The sequence below is a fragment of the Actinomadura keratinilytica genome (assembly GCF_039539665.1).
GTDB lineage: Bacteria > Actinomycetota > Actinomycetes > Streptosporangiales > Streptosporangiaceae > Spirillospora > Spirillospora keratinilytica.
This window is the reverse complement of the sequence record NZ_BAABDO010000013.1, coordinates 40,330-58,903: the sequence shown is the minus strand read 5'-3', so window position 1 is coordinate 58,903 and position 18,574 is coordinate 40,330. Positions and strand designations below refer to the sequence as shown.

General features: G+C 73.8%; 18 protein-coding genes. 5 read left to right on the top strand and 13 right to left on the bottom strand.

Annotation, left to right across the window (positions count from 1 at the left end):
- Positions 1 to 534 precede the first annotated feature (534 nt).
- Positions 535 to 2,235, bottom strand: a complete 1,701-nt coding sequence (locus ABD879_RS07180; RefSeq protein WP_345018673.1) for a WS/DGAT/MGAT family O-acyltransferase — start codon at positions 2,233 to 2,235, stop codon at positions 535 to 537.
- A 245-nt stretch (positions 2,236 to 2,480) separates the two neighbouring features.
- Between ABD879_RS07180 and ABD879_RS07175 the strand changes: the two genes are divergently transcribed.
- Complete coding sequence (locus ABD879_RS07175; protein WP_345018671.1) at positions 2,481 to 3,158, top strand: uracil-DNA glycosylase; 678 nt, start codon at positions 2,481 to 2,483, stop codon at positions 3,156 to 3,158.
- Between the two features lie 56 nt (positions 3,159 to 3,214).
- Here the strand turns inward: ABD879_RS07175 and ABD879_RS07170 are convergent, their stop codons facing one another.
- The gene (locus ABD879_RS07170; RefSeq protein ID WP_345018669.1) at positions 3,215 to 4,072 is read right to left on the bottom strand and encodes a hypothetical protein; all 858 of its coding nucleotides are present in this window, start codon (positions 4,070 to 4,072) and stop codon (positions 3,215 to 3,217) included.
- Positions 4,073 to 4,189: 117 nt separating this feature from the next.
- Between ABD879_RS07170 and ABD879_RS07165 the strand changes: the two genes are divergently transcribed.
- Positions 4,190 to 5,377: a DUF5925 domain-containing protein gene (locus ABD879_RS07165; RefSeq protein WP_345018667.1), complete on the top strand. Its 1,188-nt coding sequence runs from the start codon at positions 4,190 to 4,192 to the stop codon at positions 5,375 to 5,377.
- A gap of 8 nt (positions 5,378 to 5,385) precedes the next feature.
- Here the strand turns inward: ABD879_RS07165 and ABD879_RS07160 are convergent, their stop codons facing one another.
- Together ABD879_RS07160 and ABD879_RS07155 are read right to left on the bottom strand one after the other, a co-directional pair.
- A complete protein-coding gene (locus ABD879_RS07160; protein ID WP_345018665.1) occupies positions 5,386 to 6,618 on the bottom strand; it encodes a trans-sulfuration enzyme family protein in 1,233 nt (410 codons plus the stop codon).
- Between the two features lie 333 nt (positions 6,619 to 6,951).
- Positions 6,952 to 7,845, bottom strand: a complete 894-nt coding sequence (locus tag ABD879_RS07155; RefSeq protein ID WP_345018663.1) for a DUF2470 domain-containing protein — start codon at positions 7,843 to 7,845, stop codon at positions 6,952 to 6,954.
- 66 nt (positions 7,846 to 7,911) lie between these two features.
- On the opposite strand from ABD879_RS07155, the gene rpsD reads away from it, so the two are divergent.
- A complete protein-coding gene (gene rpsD, locus ABD879_RS07150; RefSeq protein ID WP_345018661.1) occupies positions 7,912 to 8,517 on the top strand; it encodes a 30S ribosomal protein S4 in 606 nt (201 codons plus the stop codon).
- A 94-nt stretch (positions 8,518 to 8,611) separates the two neighbouring features.
- Complete coding sequence (locus ABD879_RS07145; RefSeq protein ID WP_345018659.1) at positions 8,612 to 9,499, top strand: TauD/TfdA dioxygenase family protein; 888 nt, start codon at positions 8,612 to 8,614, stop codon at positions 9,497 to 9,499.
- 123 nt (positions 9,500 to 9,622) lie between these two features.
- On the opposite strand, the gene ABD879_RS07140 is transcribed toward ABD879_RS07145, so the two are convergent.
- Complete coding sequence (locus ABD879_RS07140; RefSeq protein WP_345018657.1) at positions 9,623 to 9,883, bottom strand: hypothetical protein; 261 nt, start codon at positions 9,881 to 9,883, stop codon at positions 9,623 to 9,625.
- A 179-nt stretch (positions 9,884 to 10,062) separates the two neighbouring features.
- Here ABD879_RS07140 and ABD879_RS07135 point away from each other — a divergent pair, with 179 nt between their 5' ends.
- A complete protein-coding gene (locus tag ABD879_RS07135) occupies positions 10,063 to 10,245 on the top strand; it encodes an EamA family transporter (protein WP_345018655.1) in 183 nt (60 codons plus the stop codon).
- A gap of 23 nt (positions 10,246 to 10,268) precedes the next feature.
- Here ABD879_RS07135 and ABD879_RS07130 read toward each other — a convergent pair whose 3' ends face one another.
- The 8 genes from ABD879_RS07130 to ABD879_RS07095 all read right to left on the bottom strand — a co-directional run bounded on the left by ABD879_RS07130 (position 10,269) and on the right by ABD879_RS07095 (position 18,553).
- Positions 10,269 to 10,736 (bottom strand): MarR family winged helix-turn-helix transcriptional regulator, encoded by a 468-nt coding sequence (locus ABD879_RS07130; RefSeq protein WP_345018653.1) that lies wholly within the window; start codon positions 10,734 to 10,736, stop codon positions 10,269 to 10,271.
- A gap of 88 nt (positions 10,737 to 10,824) precedes the next feature.
- Entirely contained in the window at positions 10,825 to 11,835 is a 1,011-nt protein-coding gene (locus ABD879_RS07125; RefSeq protein WP_345018651.1) for a hypothetical protein, read from the bottom strand.
- 24 nt (positions 11,836 to 11,859) lie between these two features.
- Entirely contained in the window at positions 11,860 to 13,158 is a 1,299-nt protein-coding gene (locus tag ABD879_RS07120) for an MCE family protein (RefSeq protein WP_345018649.1), read from the bottom strand.
- Positions 13,155 to 14,270 (bottom strand): MlaD family protein, encoded by a 1,116-nt coding sequence (locus ABD879_RS07115; RefSeq protein WP_345018647.1) that lies wholly within the window; start codon positions 14,268 to 14,270, stop codon positions 13,155 to 13,157. Before ABD879_RS07115 ends, ABD879_RS07120 begins: the two co-directional genes overlap by 4 nt.
- On the bottom strand, positions 14,267 to 15,325 hold the full coding sequence (locus ABD879_RS07110; protein WP_345018645.1) for an MCE family protein: 1,059 nt from the start codon (positions 15,323 to 15,325) through the stop codon (positions 14,267 to 14,269). Before ABD879_RS07110 ends, ABD879_RS07115 begins: the two co-directional genes overlap by 4 nt.
- A complete protein-coding gene (locus ABD879_RS07105; protein WP_345018643.1) occupies positions 15,325 to 16,359 on the bottom strand; it encodes an MCE family protein in 1,035 nt (344 codons plus the stop codon). The genes ABD879_RS07110 and ABD879_RS07105 overlap by 1 nt, the downstream gene beginning before the upstream one ends.
- Positions 16,359 to 17,492, bottom strand: a complete 1,134-nt coding sequence (locus tag ABD879_RS07100; protein WP_345018641.1) for an MCE family protein — start codon at positions 17,490 to 17,492, stop codon at positions 16,359 to 16,361. The genes ABD879_RS07105 and ABD879_RS07100 overlap by 1 nt, the downstream gene beginning before the upstream one ends.
- The gene (locus ABD879_RS07095; RefSeq protein ID WP_345018639.1) at positions 17,489 to 18,553 is read right to left on the bottom strand and encodes an MCE family protein; all 1,065 of its coding nucleotides are present in this window, start codon (positions 18,551 to 18,553) and stop codon (positions 17,489 to 17,491) included. The genes ABD879_RS07100 and ABD879_RS07095 overlap by 4 nt, the downstream gene beginning before the upstream one ends.
- Positions 18,554 to 18,574: the final 21 nt, after the last annotated feature.

Sequence of the window (18,574 nt, the reverse complement as noted above, 5' to 3'; positions counted from 1 at the left end):
CCGCCGGGCTTCCGCACCTACGCCGAGGCCATGGCCGCCCTGGCTCCTCCCAGGGTGTTCGACGACCGCCCCAGCTACCGGCTGCTGCACGCCGACCTGGAGGGGGACGCGGTACTGCGGCTGGGCCCTGCGCGGTACTTCGACGGCGTGAACGTCGGCGAGGCGGTCGCCCACGAGCTGGCGGCCTCGCCCCCGGGCCTGCCTTTGAGGACGCGCATCGGCGACCCCTGCGACCTGACGCGCCGCCCGGCCCTGGTCGCCATCACCACGCTCACGCTGACGCGGTCGGGGTCGTACGTGCTGCACTGGCGCGACCCCGAGAAGGTCGCCCACGCCGGGGGGCTGCACCAGGTCATGCCGGTCGGCGTGTTCCAGCCCCTCACCGACGAGCGCGCCGACCTGGACCTGTGGCGGTGCATGGTGCGCGAGTACAGCGAGGAGCTGCTCGGCACGTCCGAGGACTACGGACCCGGCTTCGACCAGGAGTCATGGCCGTTCCACCGGGCCCTCACCCGCGCCCGCGCAGAGGGCCGCCTACGCGTGCACTGCCTCGGCCTGGGCGTGGACCCGCTCACCCTGGCCGTCGACGTCCTCACCGTGGCCGTCTTCGACGACGCGCTGTTCGCCGAGGTGTTCGGCGGCCTGGTCGCCGTCAACGCCGAGGGCGACGTGCGCACGGCCGTCTTCGACGGCACCGTCCCGTCCCCCATGCAGCCCGCCGGCGCCGCCGCCCTGCGCCTGGCGTGGCACCACCGCGCCCTGCTCCTCGGTTAGGCGGGCGACCTCGGCCAGGTCCTTGAGCTCGTTGAGGGCGTCGCGCAGGTGGTCGACGATCTCGACGGGTTCGGGGACGAGGTCGCGGGCGGCGACGATGCCCACGTCGATCTTGCCGTCGTAGGAGAACACGGTGATGTTCACGCCGCCGCTGATGTCGGTGACCACGGAGATCGGGTAGTAGCCGAGCACCCGGGCGCCGCACAGGTACAGGGGGAACTGCGGGCCGGGCACGTTGGAGATGATCAGGTTGATGGGCCGCAGCGCCGGGGCCGGGACGGCGCGCAGCGCGGGCAGCGCCTGCAGGGCCAGGCGGGTGACGGGCGCGGCCAGGGGCGCGGGCAGCAGCCGGCTCACCTGCCGCACCCAGGCGCCGTCGGAGGCGACGAAGCGGCGCTTGGCGGCGTCCATGTCGGCGCGGACGGCGGCGTAGCGGTCGGCCGGGTCGGCGATGTGCGTGGCCAGCGGGGCCGACATGATCGACAGCTGGTTGCCCGCCTCCCCGGCGCCGCCGCGGCGGCGCAGCGACACCGGCACGCCCACCACCAGGGGGCGGTCGGGCAGCTCGCCGCGCTTGTCCAGCCACATGCGCAGCGCGCTGGCGCAGATCGCCATGACGACGTCGTTGACGCTGCCGCCGAGCGCCCGCCGCACCTGCTTGACCTCCGCCAGCGACAGCTCCCCGCAGGCGACCGAGCGGCGGCGGCCGATGGGGCGGTTGAACGGCGTGGGCGGGGCGCTGACGCGGGGGGCGGGCGGCATCTCCTCGCGGCCGATCGCCTGCGCGACCTGGGACATCAGCCCCGCGCCGGGGAGCTGGGAGAGCACGGGTATCTCGTCCAGGTAAGGGGCGGTCCTGGCCATGGTCACGGCACTGCGAACCGGGTGCAGCGCCGTATTGAGCAGGCCGGTGCGGAGCATGCGCAGCGGGCCGGGGGCGCGCCGGGGCTCTTCGTCGTCGGCGGGCACCTCGCGCGGCACGGGGGACGGGTCCAGGAAGGCGGCGAGGGTCTCGGCGGCCATGACGCCGTCGATGGCGGCGTGGTGCACCTTGAGGTACACGGCCACGCGCCCGCCCGCCAGCCCCTGGATCAGCGCCAGCTCCCACAGCGGGTGGGCCCGGTCGAGGGGGCGTTCGTGCAGCATCGCGACGGCCTCGTTGAGCTGGGCGGGACCGCCGGGGGCGGGCAGCGCGATCTCCAGGATGTGGCGGCGGGGGTCGAAGTCGGGGTCGTCCTCCCAGTAGGGCAGGTCGAGGCCGAGCGGGACCTGGACGAGCCGCTGCCGCAGCGGGCGGGCCAGGTGGGCGCGCCGCCGGATCATGTCCGCCACGTCGGTCACGGTGAGCCTGCCGCCCGGGCAGGCGGTCGGGTCGAGGATCCCGACCCCGGCGATGTGCGCGTGCGTGGTGTCCGTCTCGGCGTTGAGGAACGCGGCGTCCACGGCGGTCAACTGGCTCATGCTCGTCGTCCCCGTCCCGGTCGAAGTCCGCTGCTCTTCCGAGAGGTATGTCGGTACGGGACGGTACGTCAATGTGCCGACGCAGAAAGTAACGCGGACTTAACAGGACATACGTCACAGTTCACCCGGCTGAAGCATGGAAAACGAGCAATTTTTCTGACCCGAAATGGTCAAGCGACCTTACCGGGATATCAAAGAAGCGTTCCGTGAACGGCCCCCACGGCACGTCGTTACGCTGGTCGGTCATGACGGCACGACCACTCACCGAGATCATGGAGGCGGGCTGGGCCCGGGCGATGGAACCGGTGGCCGGGCGGATCGCCGCCATGGGCGACTTCCTGCGCGCCGAGGTGGCGGCCGGCCGCCGCTACCTGCCCGCCGGAAACCTCATCCTGCGCGCCTTCACCCAGCCGTTCGACGAGGTCAAGGTGCTGATCGTCGGCCAGGACCCGTACCCGACCCCGGGCCACCCGGTGGGGTTGAGCTTTTCGGTGGCGCCGGACGTACGGCCGCTGCCCGGCAGCCTGATCAATATCTTCCGCGAATACTGCGACGACCTCGGCCACCCCATGCCCTCCACCGGCGACCTGACGCCCTGGGCCGAGCAGGGGGTGCTGCTGCTCAACAGGTCCCTGACGGTGATGCCCGGCAAGCCCAACTCGCACCGCGGCAAGGGCTGGGAGGAGGTCACCGAGCAGGCCATCCGCGCCCTGGCCGCGCGCGGCCGCCCCCTGGTGGCGATCCTGTGGGGACGCAACGCCCGCGACCTCAAGCCGCTGCTCGGCGCCGTCCCGTGCATCGAGTCGGCCCACCCCAGCCCGATGTCGGCCGACCGCGGCTTCTTCGGCTCCCGCCCGTTCAGCCGCGCCAACCAGCTCCTCGAACGCCAGGGCGCCCATCCGGTCGACTGGAAGCTGCCCTAGCGCCGGCCCGGAGCCGCCCCGGCCCGCGCCCCGCGGCCGGGCGCGAGCCCGTCGGCTCACTCCTCGGGCAGGCGGCGGAGCATGGCGGCGAACTCGGTGCCGCCCTCCAGGTCGGCGGGCGGGCGCAGCGGCGTGAGGCGGCGCTCGCCGTGGCTCCAGTACACGCCGGGCGCGCACGGGTCGTCGGCGTCGTCGTGCATCTCGCGGACCACGTCGGCGAAGACCGGCAGCACCCGGCGCACCGAGGTCGACCGGATCGGATAGAGCAGCAGCGTGCTGTGGCTCGGCACGCCCACCAGCGCGCCGTACGGATTGTGCCGGGGCAGGAACTGCTCGATCTCGCCGAGCAGCGCCGACACGTACCGGCTGCCGGGCTTGGTGACGACGCGCACGTTCTCGCCGACCAGCAGCGGCTGCTCGCGCGCCACCACGTCCGCCAGCTCCCGGTCGTGGGTGTTGGTCACCACATAGCCCAGGCGGCGCAGCCCGAGCAGCCCGGCCCGCGCCTTGGTCAGCGGACCGCCGTACCGGGGATGCTCGATCATCACCATGGCGTCGAAGTGGTCCCCGGCCGGGACCACCACCAGGCCCTCCCGGTCGCGCGGGTCCAGCTTCGGCACGATCCGCAGCCGCAGCAGCTCGCGCAGGTCGCCGAACAGCTCCATCTCGCCGATCGCCATGAAGGCGCGGTCGCGGACCTCGCGCACCCACTCGTCCACCAGCCGCGGCCAGGCCGGGCGCGGCGCCCGCGCGCACCGCTCCAGCAGCGTCCAGGTGGAGGCGCGGGCCTCGGACCGGCCGACCGGCACCACGACCTCCGAGGTTCCGCCGTCGAACCAGGCGGTGGGCGCCAGCACCGGGAGCAGGTCCCGGATGAGCGCGTGCGCGTCCGCCGCCGCGTCCAACGGTTCCATGCTCATCCCCCTTCACAGGATCACGTCCCTCCCACCATGGCAGAGATGGGGCGTACACGGCGATCCCTCGGGTAATTCGTTGGACGGCTGCGGCCGCCACCCACGATCATCGAAGGCATGTCCGCCTCCAAGGAGGGGCCGCAGGAGGTCGTCCGCCTCCCCCAGGCCCGGCAGCAGCCAGCCCCCGCACTCAAGCCGGTCTTCGGAGGCGACGGTCTGGGGCTGCCCGTTGCGCTCAACCTCGACGAGAGCAGCAGCCAGGCCGACGTGATGCAGGTCCTGTCGCTGCGCCCGTTCGCCACCGGGCAGCACCCGTGGGGGCGGTCCACCCGCCTGGACCGCGTCCGCCCCGACGCGCCGCTGCGCCCGCCGAACGCCCGGGTGGTGCGGGCGACCCGGGAGAGGGCGCGGGCGGCGGAGCTGGCCGAGGGCGACGGCTGGAGCCTGCTGACCATCCGCTACCCCAACAGCACCGCCTACATCGAGGTGTCGGCGGTCAGCGAGGAGCTGGCCGACGCGGTCATGGACGAGTGCCTGCGCGACGCCGTCGAACCGGCGCAGGCGGACGCGGCCGCGGTGCCGATGGGCTTTTGGCATCTGGCCCAGTGCCCGCAGCGCACCGAGCGGCCGATCAGCGCGGACGCCTGGGCGGACATCCGCGGCAACTACACCGCCCGCGTCGCCCGCCGGCTGGACCGGGTGATGAACCTGCGCCGCGGCGAGGCGCACGGGCGGCTCCTGCTGCTGCACGGCCCGCCCGGCACCGGCAAGACCACCGCGCTGCGGGCGCTGGCCCGCGCGTGGAGCCCGTGGTGCCAGACCGACTGCGTGCTCGACCCCGAGGCGCTGTTCGGCACGCCCAGCTACCTGATGCGCGTCGCCATCGGCGACGAGGACGAGGACGAGAACGGCGCCGACCGCTGGCGGCTGCTCATCCTGGAGGACTGCGACGAGCTGATCGGCGGCGACGCCAAGCAGGCGACGGGCCAGGGCCTGGCGCGGCTGCTCAACCTGACCGACGGGATGCTCGGGCAGGGCCGCAACGTGCTGGTGGCGATCACCACCAACGAGAACATCGCGGCCCTGCACCCCGCGGTGGTGCGGCCGGGACGCTGCCTGGCCCAGATCGAGGTGGGGCCGCTCACCCGGCCGGAGGCGCTGGCGTGGCTGGGCGACGACTCGCCCGCCCGGGACGCCGTCCCCGCCGAGGGCGCGACGCTGGCGGAGCTGGCGGCGCTGCGCAGGAGCGGGGGACGCCCCGACGACGAGGACGCCCCCTCCGGCGCGACCGGCTTCTACCTGTAACCCCGGGCTCAGGCCGCCGCCTTGGCGAGGGCCTGCTCGAAGTCGGCCCACAGGTCGTCCGGGTCCTCCAGGCCGACGGCGACGCGGACGGTGCCCTCCCCGATGCCGGCGGCGGCGAGCGCGGCGGCGTCCAGCTGCCGGTGCGAGGTGCTGGCCGGGTGCATCACCAGCGTCGCCGCGTCGCCCAGCGACACGGCCAGCGACGCCACCCGCACCGATTCGATGAACGCCCGTCCGGCCGCGCGCCCGCCCGCCAGGTCGAACGACAGCACGCCGCCGTAGCCGCCGGACAGCAGCCGGCCCGCCAGCTCGTGCTGCGGATGGCCGGGCAGCCCCGGATGGCGGACGCCCGCGACCGACGGGTGGGCGGCCAGGCGCCGGGCCAGCTCCAGCGCGGTGGCGCACTGCCGCTCGACGCGCATCGGCATCGTGACCAGGCCGCGCAGCAGCAGCCAGGCGGCGAACGGGTCGGCGGTGGCGCCCAGCTCGACGGCGTGGTCCCACACGCGGCGGTGCACGGCGGGGTCGGCGAACACCGCGACCCCGCCGACGATGTCGCCGTGCCCGCCCATGTACTTGGTAGCCGAGTGCACCACGATGTCGGCGCCGTGGTCGAGGGGGCGGCACAGCAGCGGCGCGAAGGTGTTGTCCACGACGGTGGTGACCCCGGCCTCGCGGGCGGCGGCGGCCAGCGCGGGGATGTCGGCCACCTGCGTCATGGGGTTGGCGATGGTCTCCAGGTACAGCAGGCGGGTCGCGGGGCGCAGTGCGGCGCGCACCTCGCCGGCGTCCTGGCCGGAGACCTCGGTGACCTCGACGCCCCAGCGCTCGCGCAGGTCGCGCAGCAGCGCCCACGTGCCGCCGTACAGGCCGGACTGGGCGATCACGTGGTCGCCGGTGCGCAGCAGCGCCATCAGCACGGCGCTGATCGCGCCCATCCCGGAGGCGGCCGCGTACGCGCCGGCGCCTCCCTCCAGTTCGGCGACGGCGTTCTCGAAGGCGCGCACGGTGGGGTTGCCCATGCGCCCGTACAGGTAGGCGGCGCGGGGGCCGTCGAACGCCGCGGCCATGGCGTCGGCGTCGTCGAAGGCGAACAGGTGCCCCTGGTAGAGGGGGACGTTCAGCGGTCGGCTCCCGACGGGCGTCTCGATGGGCGGGTGGACGGTCCGCGTCTGCGGATGCTGTCCGTTCGAGGGTTGTACGTCCGGTGATGGGGTGTTCGTCGGGTATGCGTCGCTCATGACACCAGGGTGCGGGCGGGACGCACGGCGCCGACAGATCCAATCACGAAGAGTGGCCCGGGCCGCGTCCCCGTGAACACCGCGGCACCGGACCACCGTCGACCGGTCAGGGCGTCCCGGGCGCCATGAAAGGCCCGTCCCCGATTCCCGCTCCGGATCGCCAACCCCGCAAGACGTACCGGAACGGGCCGGGCCGGGCGCCGCGGGCCGCCCCATGACCGGAGTACCGAGGATCGCCCGGCGGCGATGTTTTTGACATCCGGGACAACACCGGTAATCGACCCGGATTTCACTACGGGGTGGCCGGCTCCCCGACCACGTAGGTGGTGGCGCTCAGTGGAACGCGGCGGCGTACAGGCGCCGGTACGCGCACCGCAGACCGGGGAGATCACTGACCGGCTCGGGGAACACCACCCGCACGTCCGCGGTCCACGGCGCCGCGCCGTCCTCCCCGGGGCGGGTGCAGCGCAGCCACATGCCGAACCGGTCCAGGGCCAGCGGCCGCACCGTCTCGGCGCGCGCGACGGCCGCGAGCCCCTCGTTCCAGGGCGCCTCCGGCCCGGCCGGGGCCCGGCCGCCGACCAGTCCGCGCACCAGCGCCGCCAGCTCGTCGCGGTGGTGGCCGTCGAGGTGGGACAGCACCCCCGCCTCGACGACCACGAACGGGTCGGGCGCGGCGGCGGCGTACTCCTCCGCTTCGACGGTGGCGCCGCCCCAGGGGTCCTCGATCTCGACCTCGGCGACCTCCAGCGCCAGCAGCCGCCACGGCCCGGTTCCGTACGCGTTGCGACCTGCGGCCCGGATGCCGAGGACCTCGGGCCGCGGGTGCAGGCGCGCCAGCACCGCCGCCGCCCGCCGGCGCGCGTCGGCGGGGACCTCGACGAGCCAGCCGTGCAGCCAGGCCCGCCCGCGCACCCGGTCGGGGAACGGCACCGGCGCCACGTCGCCGATCTGCAGGACGGCGGGCAGATCGGGCTCGGCGCGCAGGGCGGCGGCGACGGGCGACGCGGCCTCGACGAGCAGCAGCGGGCGGCCGTCGGGGTCGGTGGCGTGCGCCGGCACGGGTGCGTACGGCACGTCCGGCACCATCAGGGCGCCGTCGGCGACCCCGTAGGCCAGGGTGCGCGCCCGCTCCCCCGCCGTCGGGCGGGACGGCCGGCCCCGCCGCCCGGGGCGCGCGCCCGCCCCGTCGTGCGGCTGCTCGCTCACGGCTGGCTGGTCGCTCACGACCCCTCCTCGGCATGTAGGTTAGGCTTACCTAACTAAGGTTTACCTAATCATCCGAGGAGGACCGTGAACAACCCCCGGCCCAAGATCAAGCCGTCCCGGTCGCTCGGCATCCCGCTGACCCCCAAGAGCGTCAAGTACTTCGAGGCCCGCCCCTACCCGCCCGGCGAGCACGGGCGCGACCGCAGGCAGGAGTCGGACTACAAGCTGCGGCTGCGCGAGAAGCAGCGGCTGCGCGCGCAGTACAACATCCGCGAGGCCCAGCTGCGCAACGCCTTCGCCAAGGCCGCCAGGTCCGCGGGCAAGACCGGCGAGGCCCTGCTGGTGGACCTGGAGCGCCGCCTGGACGCGCTCGTCCTGCGCGCCGGGTTCGCCCGCACCATCTACCAGGCCCGCCAGTTCGTCGTGCACCGGCACGTGCTGGTGAACGGGCGCCGCGTGGACCGGCCGTCGTTCCGCGTCCGGCCCGGCGACGTGATCTCCATCGCGGCGCGCAGCCGCACCATGGCGCCGTTCGTCGAGGCGGCGGCGGGCGCGCACGCCGAACGCGTCCCGCCGTACCTGGAGGTGCGGCACGAGGCGCTCGCCGCCCGGCTGACCCGGCTGCCCACGCGCGCGGAGATCCCGGTCGTGTGCGACGAGCAGCTCGTCGTCGAGCACTACTCCCGCTGAGTCCGGCCGCCCCCCGCCTCTGGACAGGTCTCCACCTCCATCGGCTAGCATCAACCTAGCGATTGCTTGGTGACCGATGGGGAGGCCCCAGGACATGATCGAATTCCACCCCGTGACCCGGAACATCGGCGCCGAGGTCACCGGCGTCGACATCGGCAAGCCGCTCGACGAGGAGCAGGTGCAGACGATCCGGCAGGGCCTGCTCGACCACATGGTGCTGTTCTTCCGCGACCAGCACATCACCGACGAGCAGCACGTGGCGTTCGCCAGGCGGTTCGGCACCGCCAACCTGCCGCCCATGGACGTCTCCGGCGGGCCCGTGCACGTCCTGGACCAGACCGATCCCAAGGGCGAGGGCGGCGACTCCTGGCACAGCGACAACACCTTCATGAAGACCCCGCCCATGGGCTCGCTGCTGCGCGCGGTCATCCTGCCCGACGTCGGCGGCGACACCCTGTGGGCCAACATGTACCTGGTGTACGAGTCGCTGGCGCCCTGGCTGCGGCGGCTGTGCGACGAGCTGTACGCCGAGCACGACCTGACCATGTCGGTCACCAAGGCGATCGACAAGGGGCACCGGCTGGACCTGCGGGAGATGCAGGAGAAGAACCCGCCGGTCATCCACCCGGTGGTGCGGGTGCACCCCGAGACCGGCCGCAAGGCGCTGTACGTCAACCGCTCGTCGGTCACCCGGCTGGTCGGCCTGTCGCGCCGGGAGAACGAGCAGATCCTGCCGCTGCTGTTCGACGCCGTCCGCGACCCCCAGTTCCAGGTGCGGCTGCGCTGGCGCGTCGGCACCCTGGCGTTCTGGGACAACCGCCCCACCCAGCACTACGCCGTGGCCGACTACACCCAGCGCCGCAAGATGCACCGCGTCACCATCAACGCGCCCGCCGAGATCGACGACGGCGTGCCCAAGGGCCCCGGCGGCGTCACCGGTGCCGACGCCCCCGCCGAGACCGCCGCCGCCCGCTATCTGTGACACCGCCGCCGACGCGCCGCGCCCGGCGCCGGCCGGTCCCGGCGCGGTGCGGCACCTGACGCGGCATCCGAGGCGGGGCCTTCGAACGTCGAGGGGCGCTCGCCGCCGCGAGGCCCCTCGTCCTCATTCGCGCGGCAGCAGGGCGAGCAGGTTGCGCTCGCCGGATCCGGTGAGGCGCAGGACCCGGCTCCCCGGTTCGCGGGTGAGCCACTCGCGCTCGAACAGCCCCGACAGCAGGGCGGCCCCCAGCGCGCCGCCGAGGCGGTAGCGCCCCTGCGTCCAGTCGCGGCAGGCGAAGCCCAGGTGGCGGCGCCCCGCGGGCAGCGCGGTGAGCCCCACCCCGAGGTCGATGAAGGCGCGTTCGGCCTGCTCCCCGAAGTCCACGTTGCCGTCGTCGTCCTGGTGCAGCGCGTCGCGCCGCAGAAGCCACTCGTACAGGCGGACGCCGAGCTCGCCGGCGAGGTGGTCGTAGCAGGAGCGGCAGTAGGCGAGCGCGGCCCGGCGGTTCGGCGCGGTGCAGCTCGCACTGCACCACGCCGCGGGCGCGTTCGTCGGTGCCCGGCATGACGCTGTGGCTCTTGCTGATCCAACGCGTGGGACCGGGCCGCGCCAGCGTCGCCCAGTTCATGCCGCCGCTGTTCAGCGTCGCCCTCGGCATGGTCTTCCTCGGCGAGAGCGTTTCGCTGCTCGCCCTGCTCGCCGTGCTCCCGGTCGCCGTGAGCACGATCCCGACGACGCGCCCGTGAGCGGCGGGCCGCCCGCGCGCACGTCAGCCGAGGCTGCCGAGCTCGGCGCGGGCGCGCTCGCCCAGGACGGCGAGCGCCTCGACGAGCCGGCGCCGCTGCTCGGGCGCGAGCGGCCCGGCGAAGTGGCGGTCCAGGGTGGCGCCGTGCACCTGGAGCGCCTCGGCCAGCTTGGCGCGTCCGGCGTCGGTCAGCTCCACCAGCTGCCGCCGCCGGTCGCCGGGCGCGGCGTGCCGCCGCACGTACCCGGCCGCCTGCATCCGGTCGACCAGCCGGGTCATGCCGCCGCTGGTGAGGATCAGCTGCTCGGCCAGGCTGCCCATGGTGAGCGGGCCGTCGGCCTCCGACAGCCGCAGCAGCACCTCGAACGCCACATGCCGGATGCCGCAGCGGCGTTCCAGCTCGCGGCCCGCGATGCGCTCCAGCAGCGTCGCCGCCTCCAGCAGCACGCCGAACTCGCGGACCACCCCGTCCCCCTCCGCGGGCGTCCCCATCCCCGCCTCCTCCCCCGTCCCGGCCCCTGACAACGCACGTGCGCCCCGTACGACTTCCGCACAGGGCGCACACTGCCACAATCCCGGCTCAGTCGTCGCCACCGGCCTTGCCGTCTGCGCCGGATTCGCCCTCCTTGCCGGTGGAGGACGCGCTGGGCGACGCGGACGGGGAGCCGCTCGGCACGCTGCCGAGGGTGCCGCTGTCGCGGTTCTGGTCGTTGACGCCCGAGGCGTACTGCCGGGTCACCTTCCACTCACCGTCGATCTTGGACAGCGCCAGGCGGAGCAGCGTGGCGGGCTCCTCGGCGGACTGCCCCGCGTTGCTGACCGTGATGTCGACCGAGATGACGGCGGTGGCGAACCGCTCGTCCACGGTGCCCACGAACACCTGGCTGGTCTTGGAGCGGAACTCGCCCTTGGGGCTGTTCTTGAAGAGGCCGTCCAGGTTCGACAGCAGCGTGCTCTTGGTGTACTCCAGCAGGTCGCCGCCCATCAGCCGCTGCGCCCGCGCCATGTTCTGCCGGTAGTTGGAGGCGTTGTAGGTCAGCGCCGCGTCGCCGTAGGCGGCGGCGACCTTGGCGACCTCGTCGCGCTCGTCCTCGGCGGACGACCGGGCGGACGCGCTGCGCCACTGCCAGAGGGCCACGGTCGCCAGCACGGCGACCAGCAGCACCACGGCCACGGCCTGCCCGGTTGTGAACCCGAGGAAGGTCCGGTGCGGTGGCCGCCCGGCCTTCTCGCCGGGCGCCTCCGCGGGCGGGTCGGCGGACGGTTCCGCGGATGCGCCGGCGGTCTTGCGCGCCGGCTCGGGGGGTGTCGCGGTGTCCTCGGCGGCCCGCTCCTCCTCGTCATCCGCGTCGGGCTCCTCGGCCTCGGCGGGGGAGGTCTCCTCCGCCGGGCGGGCCTTGGCGGCGGCGGGCTTCGGGGCGGGCCCGGCGGCCCGCTCCTCCTCGGCCTCGATGGCGTCCAGGATCCCGTCGAGGTCCTCGTCGTCGAGCACCTCGATGACCCGCACGCGGCGCCTGCGGCGCGGCCGGTCGGCGGACGCGGCTCCCTTGCCGCCCGGGCGCTCCGCGGCCGTGTTCTCGCTGTCTGTCACTTCGGATGCTCCTCGGGGTCGGGGTCATCTCCTGCCGCGCCGCAGGCGGGACAGGACGGGGACGGAGCCCGCCGCCACCCTGATCAGCACCAGCACGGCCAGCAGCGGCGGCAGGTACAGCAGCCACCCGGGCGGCCCCCCGGACCCGTCCTGCGCGGACCGGCCGGCGGCGTTGCGCGCCTGCAGATCGCCATCGGCCTGCTGGACGGACGGGTCGTGCGTGGGGATGGTCTCCCCCGGGTCCTCGGCCTTGTAGGGCTTCTGCTCGGTCACGCCGGGCCGCCGGCCGTCCGGGCAGTCGGGGATCGGCGACACGCGCGGCTGCGGCAGCGGGTAGCGGTACTCCAGGGCGGCCTGCTCCTTGAGGGTCACCAGGAAGACCACGTTCAGCACCGGCAGGCCCCGGTCCTGGCCGACGACGTTGCGCAGCACCTCGTTCAGCTGCGGGGCCATCTCCAGCGTCCGGCGCAGGTCGTCCAGCGGGTCGGGGTTGTGCCGCCGGATGCCCCAGTTCGCCAGGGTGTCGACGGCGCACTCGAAGTCGGGCGTGGTCTCGTCCAGCAGTCCGTTGACGGTGTCGAGCAGCTCGGGGCCGTCGTCGCGCAGCCGGGTCAGCTCGCCGCGGACCTGCCGCAGCGCCGCGGTCAGCGCGGCCAGGTCGTCGATGCCCTCGCCGAGCCGGCCGCGGTTCCGGTTGAGCACCTCGGTGATCTTGCCGAGGTCGCGGGTGAGGCCGTCCAGCAGCTCGCTGTTGCCCGCGAACGCGGCGGTGAGCCGGTCGGAGCCGCGGATGATCTGCCGCAGCGAGCCGTCCCGGCCGGACCAGCCCTCGGCCAGCTCGTGGGTGAGGACGCGGGCGTCGTCGGGGTCGATGGCCTCCAGCGAGTCCAGGACGGAGTCGAACAGGTCGCTGTACTTGGGCGGCACCGTGGTCTTCGACACCGGGATCACCGCGCCCGGACGCAGCGGCGGCGCGTCGCCCTGCCCCGGGCCGGGCGTCAGCTCGACCACCGGCTCGCCGACGGCCGACTTGCGCGCCGCGGCGGCGGTGACGCCCTGCGGGATCCGCACGCCGCGTTCGATGTCGAGCCGCACCACCACCCGGTCGCCGGCCAGCCGCACCGAGTCGATCTTGCCGACGCGCACGCCGAGGTAGTCCACCTCGAAGCCCGGGTGCAGGCCCGGCGACGACTCGAACTCCACGGTGATGCGGTAGGGCCGGTCGATGAAGTCGAAGCGGACGACGTTGCGGAACGCCCAGACCACCATCACCACGCCGAGGACGGCGAACACCAGCAGGTTGATCGCGACGCGCCGGGTCATCGTGGCCGTCCTCCCAGCAGCTCGCCGATATCGGGCAGGGCGTTCTCCTGCGCGCCGGGCTGCTTCCCGGACGCCTTCTCCGGCCGCGCCCCGCCGCCGCTGCTCCCGTTCGCCTTGCTCCCGCCGGTGTTCCCGCTGGGGACGACCGGGGTGCCGTCCGGCCACACGATCTTCAGCAGCGGATAGATCAGCAGCTGGCCGTCGTAGGTGGCCAGCGGCAGCTTCCGGGTGAACGTCACCAGCCCGTCGACCAGGTCGGTGAGCCGCCGCCGGTTGGCGGCCAGGGAGGCCAGCACCGGGTCCAGGTCGCGCAGCAGCTCGCGGAACCGCCGGACGCGGCCCTCAAGCACCTTGTCGTTGAGCTGGACCGCCAGGTCGGTGAGCCGCCGCACCGTCGTGAGGATCTCCTCCTTGTTGTCGTTGAGCAGCCGGGTCGTCTTCGCCAGCTCGGCGGGGGTGCGTTCCAGCTCGTCGCCGCCCGCGGCCAGCGACCGGCCCAGCCGGGCGAGCCGGTCCACCGACCGGCCGAGCTCGGCCCGCTGCCGGGCGAAGGTCGCCAGCAGGTCGCCGCTCTTGGCCACGGCGGTGTTCAGCCGCCCGCCGTTGCCGTCCAGGGCGGTGGCCCCGGCGTTGACGACGGCCGCCACGTCGTCGCCGGCCAGCGCCTTCAGCAGCGGCCCGGCCTGCCCCACCACCTGCTCGAACGACGGCTGCACGCCGGTGTCGGCGATCTCGGCGCCGTCGGCCAGGAACGGGCCGCGGTCGGTGCGGCCGCCGGGCGGCAGCACCAGGTCGACGTAGTTCTCGCCGAGCAGCGAGGTCACCTTGATCTCGGCGCGGGTGCCGCGCGGGATCCGGTACTCGTCCTTGATCGACATGGTGACCGTGGCCGTGAAGGTGCGCTTGTCCAGCCGCACCCCGGTCACCGTGCCGACCTTGACGTCCGACATCTGCACGCTGTGCCCGGTGACGAGCCCCTGCACGTCGTCGAACGTCGCGGTCAGGGTCAGCCCGCCCCGGGGCGCGCCGGCGGTCCGGATGGAGCAGCCGGCGAGCAGCGCGGCGACCAGCGCGCACACGGCCGCCACCGCCCCGGCGTTCGCCTTGGTCATTCGCCGCCTCCCCGCGTTCCGTTCTGCCAGGGGCAGTTGGAGTTGGGCGGGGGCAGCGGGCAGGCGACGTCGTCGTCGTCCAGCAGCCCCTTGAGCCAGGTGCGCAGGAACGCGTCGGTGGTGAAGCGGATCTGCAGCGACTTGTTCTCGGGGTTGTAGCCGCCGATCACCGCCTCGTTGAGACCGGGCAGGGCCTCGATCAGCTGGGCGACCTGCCGGGAGTTGCCCCGCAGCATCAGCGCGGTGCGGGTGAGCACGGCCAGGTCGGACGGCAGCCGCCCCTTGTACTTGTCGAGCAGCTTGCCGCCGTTGTCGGCCAGGGCGAGGATGCCGCGGATCAGGTCCTGCAGCTCGCCTCGTTCGGCGCTGAGCACCCGGGTGGCCGCGGCGAAGTCGTTGATCATCTGGCCGAGCACCTGCTCGCGTCCGCGCACCACCCCGGCCAGGCGGTCGAGGTTGCGCGCCACCTCGATCAGCTCCCTGTCCTGCCCGGCGACGTTCTCCACCAGGCGGGCGCTCTGCTCCAGCGCGGCGTTGAACTCGCGGCCGTTGCCGGCGAAGGAGCGGGCGGCGCGGTCGAGCGCGCTGCGGGTCTTGGTGGGGTCCAGCGCCGTGGCCAGGTTGGTGAACGAGGTGAGCGCGTCGTCGACCTCCACGGGCACGTGCGTGCGCTCGATGGGGATCACGTCGCCCGTCTCCACCGGCATGCCCGGCTTCCACGCCGGGTGCAGGATCAGGTTGCGCTCGCCCACCAGGTTCAGCGGGACGATCGACGCCCGCACGCCGCGCGGCAGCCGGATGTCGCGGCGCAGGTGGAAGGTGACCTTGACGCGGTCGCCCTGGGGTTCGACGCGGTCCACCAGGCCCACGTCCGCGCCCATGATCTTGACCTTGGACTCCGGGTAGAAGGAGCGGGCCTTGGCGAAGTAGACGGTCATCGTGCGCTGCCCGGCGGCGGGGCGCGGGACGAGCGAGCATCCGCCGAGCGACGCCGTCAGCAGCAGGCACAGCCCCGCCAGGAGCGTTCTGCGCAGGGCGGCGGGTCCGGGTGTCATCAGTCGCCCCCTTCCCGCCCGGTGGACGGGCGCCGCGTGGAGATGGGGCCGGGCGGCTGCAGCGGGCCCAGGCCGATCAGCACCCCTTCGATCCAGTCGCCGTTGCCCTTGACGCCCGCGACCTGCAGCAGCGTCGGGCCGATCAGCGCGAAGTCGGTGTTGAGGGCGTCCATGTTGGGGGCCAGGCGGGTGGTGAGCAGGTGCAGGTCGTCCAGCAGGCCGTTGATCTCCCGCTGGTTGCGTTCGATGACCTCGGACAGGGTGCGCACGGTGCGGCTGCCCTGCCCGATGGTGGCGGCCAGCTCGTCGCGCCGCCGCGCCAGCGCCCGCAGCAGCACCTGCCCGGCGCTGACGATCTCGCGGAGCTGCTCGTCCTTGGCGGCCAGCGTGCCGGTGACCTCGCGGCTGCCGGCGATGAGCCGGCGCACCTCGGGCCAGCTGTCGTTGAGGGTGCGCGACAGCTCCTGCACGTTGACCAGCATGCGGCGCAGCTTCGGCGCGTCCGGCGACTCGATCTTGTTGATCTCGTCCAGCAGCTTGTCGACGCTGCGCCGGTCGAGCCGGCCGACGATGTTCTGGGCGCCCTCGATGGCGTCCGGGACGGTGTACGGCACGCTGGTGCGCTCCACCGGGATGCGCCGCCGCGACCGCGGCAGGTCGGCCATCTTCGGCTCGCCGACCGGGCCGGACAGGCGCAGGTAGCGGCCGCCGAGCAGGGTGGTGGTCTGCACGTCGGCGTGGGTCTGCGGGCCGAGGTCGATCCCGGCGTCGACGTGCCAGGTGATGATGACGTGGCCGTTGTCGAAGTCGGGTTCGACGGAGGTGACGCGCCCGACCTTGACCCCGGCGACCCGCACGTCCTGGCCGGGTTTCAGGCCGCCGGTGTCGGTGAACACCCCGCTCATGGTGTAGCCGCGGTCGAACAGGTGCAGCTGCCCGACCGCGAAGGCGAACACGCAGCCCGCCGTCAGCGCCGACAGCGTCACGATCGCCACGATCCGGTGGTTGACGTCGCGCAGGGACTTCAGTGCCATCAGCGACCACCCCGCAGGATGCGCCTGAGCTGTTCGAGGTCCTCCTTGGTGGGCCCGTTCGACGTCGCGGACGCGCCGCCGCCGCTCTGCGAGCCCGGCAGCTCCATGGGGAACGGGCACGGCCCCTGGACGACGTTGAGGCACAGCGCGTTGGTGCGCATGAAGTGGCCCCCGTTGACGGCGGCGAACAGCTGCCGCATCGTCAGCGGGAGCTGCTGGACCATCTTCTCCAGCTGGTCGACGTTCTGGCGGAAGGTGTCGGCGAGCACCCCGAGGTTGCGGATGATCCGCGACAGCTGGGCGTCGTTGCCGCCGAGCACCTTGTTGAGGTCGGTGGTGACGCCGGCGATCTGCACGACGGCGTCCTCCAGCAGCCGGTGGTTGCCCGCGAAGACCCGGGTGAGCTCCCTGAGGTTGTCGACGGCGGCCGCGATCTGCTTGTCGCGGGTGGCGATGGCGGCGGAGACGGTCTCGTAGTCGTCGATCATCCGCTCGATGGTCTGCCGGCGGGCGGCGAACGTGCCGAGCAGCGCGTCCAGGTTGTCGATCATCTGGTTGACGCTGTGCGCGTTGCCGTCCAGCGCCTGCGCCAGCGCGAACAGGATCTTGTTGAGCTGGTCGGGGTCCAGGTTGCGGGTGAGCGGGCCCAGGCTGTCGACGATCTCGCCCAGGTCGACGACCGAGCGGGTGTGCGGCACCCGCGCGCCGTCGCCCAGCCGTGCGGGGCTGGTGCCGGGCTCCAGGTACACCACGCGCTGCCCGGCGACGTTGCGCCAGCGGATGGCGGCGGTGGAGTCGGCGGGGACGCGCACGTCGTCGTCGATCGCCATGCGCACCACGGCCTTGCCGTCGCGCACCCTGATGTCCTCGACGCGGCCCACCGGGGCACCGGCGATCTTCACGACATCGCCCTCCAGCAGGCCGGTGACGTCGTCGAACACGGCGGTGAGCTGGTAGCGCGGGCGCAGGCTGGTGCCCAGGACCTGCTGGCCGATGAAGAACGTCAGCAGCAGCGTCAGCGCGGCGAACACCGCGAACTTCAGCGTGACGCCGGGCGCCGGGCCGCGGGCGCCGCGGCTCCGGCCGCGCCGGACGCCCAGTCCGCGCAGGACGATGCCGCCCAGCCCGCTCACCGCTGCACCACCGTCGTGATCGGCTGCTGGAACGCCGTGCGCGCCGGCCGGGTCGGGCACAGGTCGACGAACGTCTGGCACAGGTCGAGCGGCAGGGTGTTGACGACCTGCCCCAGCAGGGTGCCCTCCGGGCCCTGCACGCGGATGACCCGCGACAGCATCGAGAAGAACCCGTTGAGGTTGTCCAGCATCATCGGCATGTTGCGGCGGCCGGAGGCCAGCACGGACGCGGTGTCGCCCGCCCCGTCGACGATCTTGCCGAGGTCGGCGCCGTGGCCTTCGAGGGACGTGCCGACCTTGCCGGCCAGTTCCGCGGACTGGTCGAGCAGCTGCGCCACCTTGTCGGGGCGTCCGCTGAGCGCGGGCGAGACCCGGTTGAAGTCGCGGGACAGGGCGGCGAGGGTGTCGCCCCTGTCGGCGAGCTCGCCGGACAGGCCGTCCAGGTCGCCGATCAGCCGCCGGATGACCGCGCGGTTGGCGTGCGCGGCGTCGATCACCTTGGCGCCGTTGTCGATGGCGCGGCGCAGCGCGGGCCCCTCCCCGGACAGCCCCGCGCCGAACGTGCGCAGGATGGCGGTCACCTCGTCGGGGTCGACGGCCCGGGTCAGCCGGTAGGCGGGCCAGGCGGTCTCCGACAGCTCGCGCGGGTCCTCGGTGCGGGTGATGCGTCCGCCGTCGGCCAGGTAGGGGCCCCTGCCCTCGTCGCGGCCGAGGTCGAGCGCCAGGTCCTTGGGTCCGAACACCGACACCGGTTCGATGCGGGCGCTGGTGGTGGCGGGGACGCGCACCCCCTCGTCCAGCCGCAGCCGCACCGTCACCCGGCCGTCGCGCTCCAGGGTCACCCGGTCGACGGTGCCGACGGTGATGCCGCGGATCTTCACGTCCGACCGGCCGGGGTCCAGGCCCTGCCCGGCGCGGCCGAACGAGGCGGTGTAGTACGTCGAGCCGGAGGTGTCCTCCCGGGCCCCGGCGGCCGCCGCCAGCGCGGCGGCGGCGAGCACGCCGGTGCCCAGCAGGCCGAACATCAGCCGCGTCCGGCCCGACAGGGGCTCTTCGCTCATCGGCGCCTCCCGTCGGCCGGG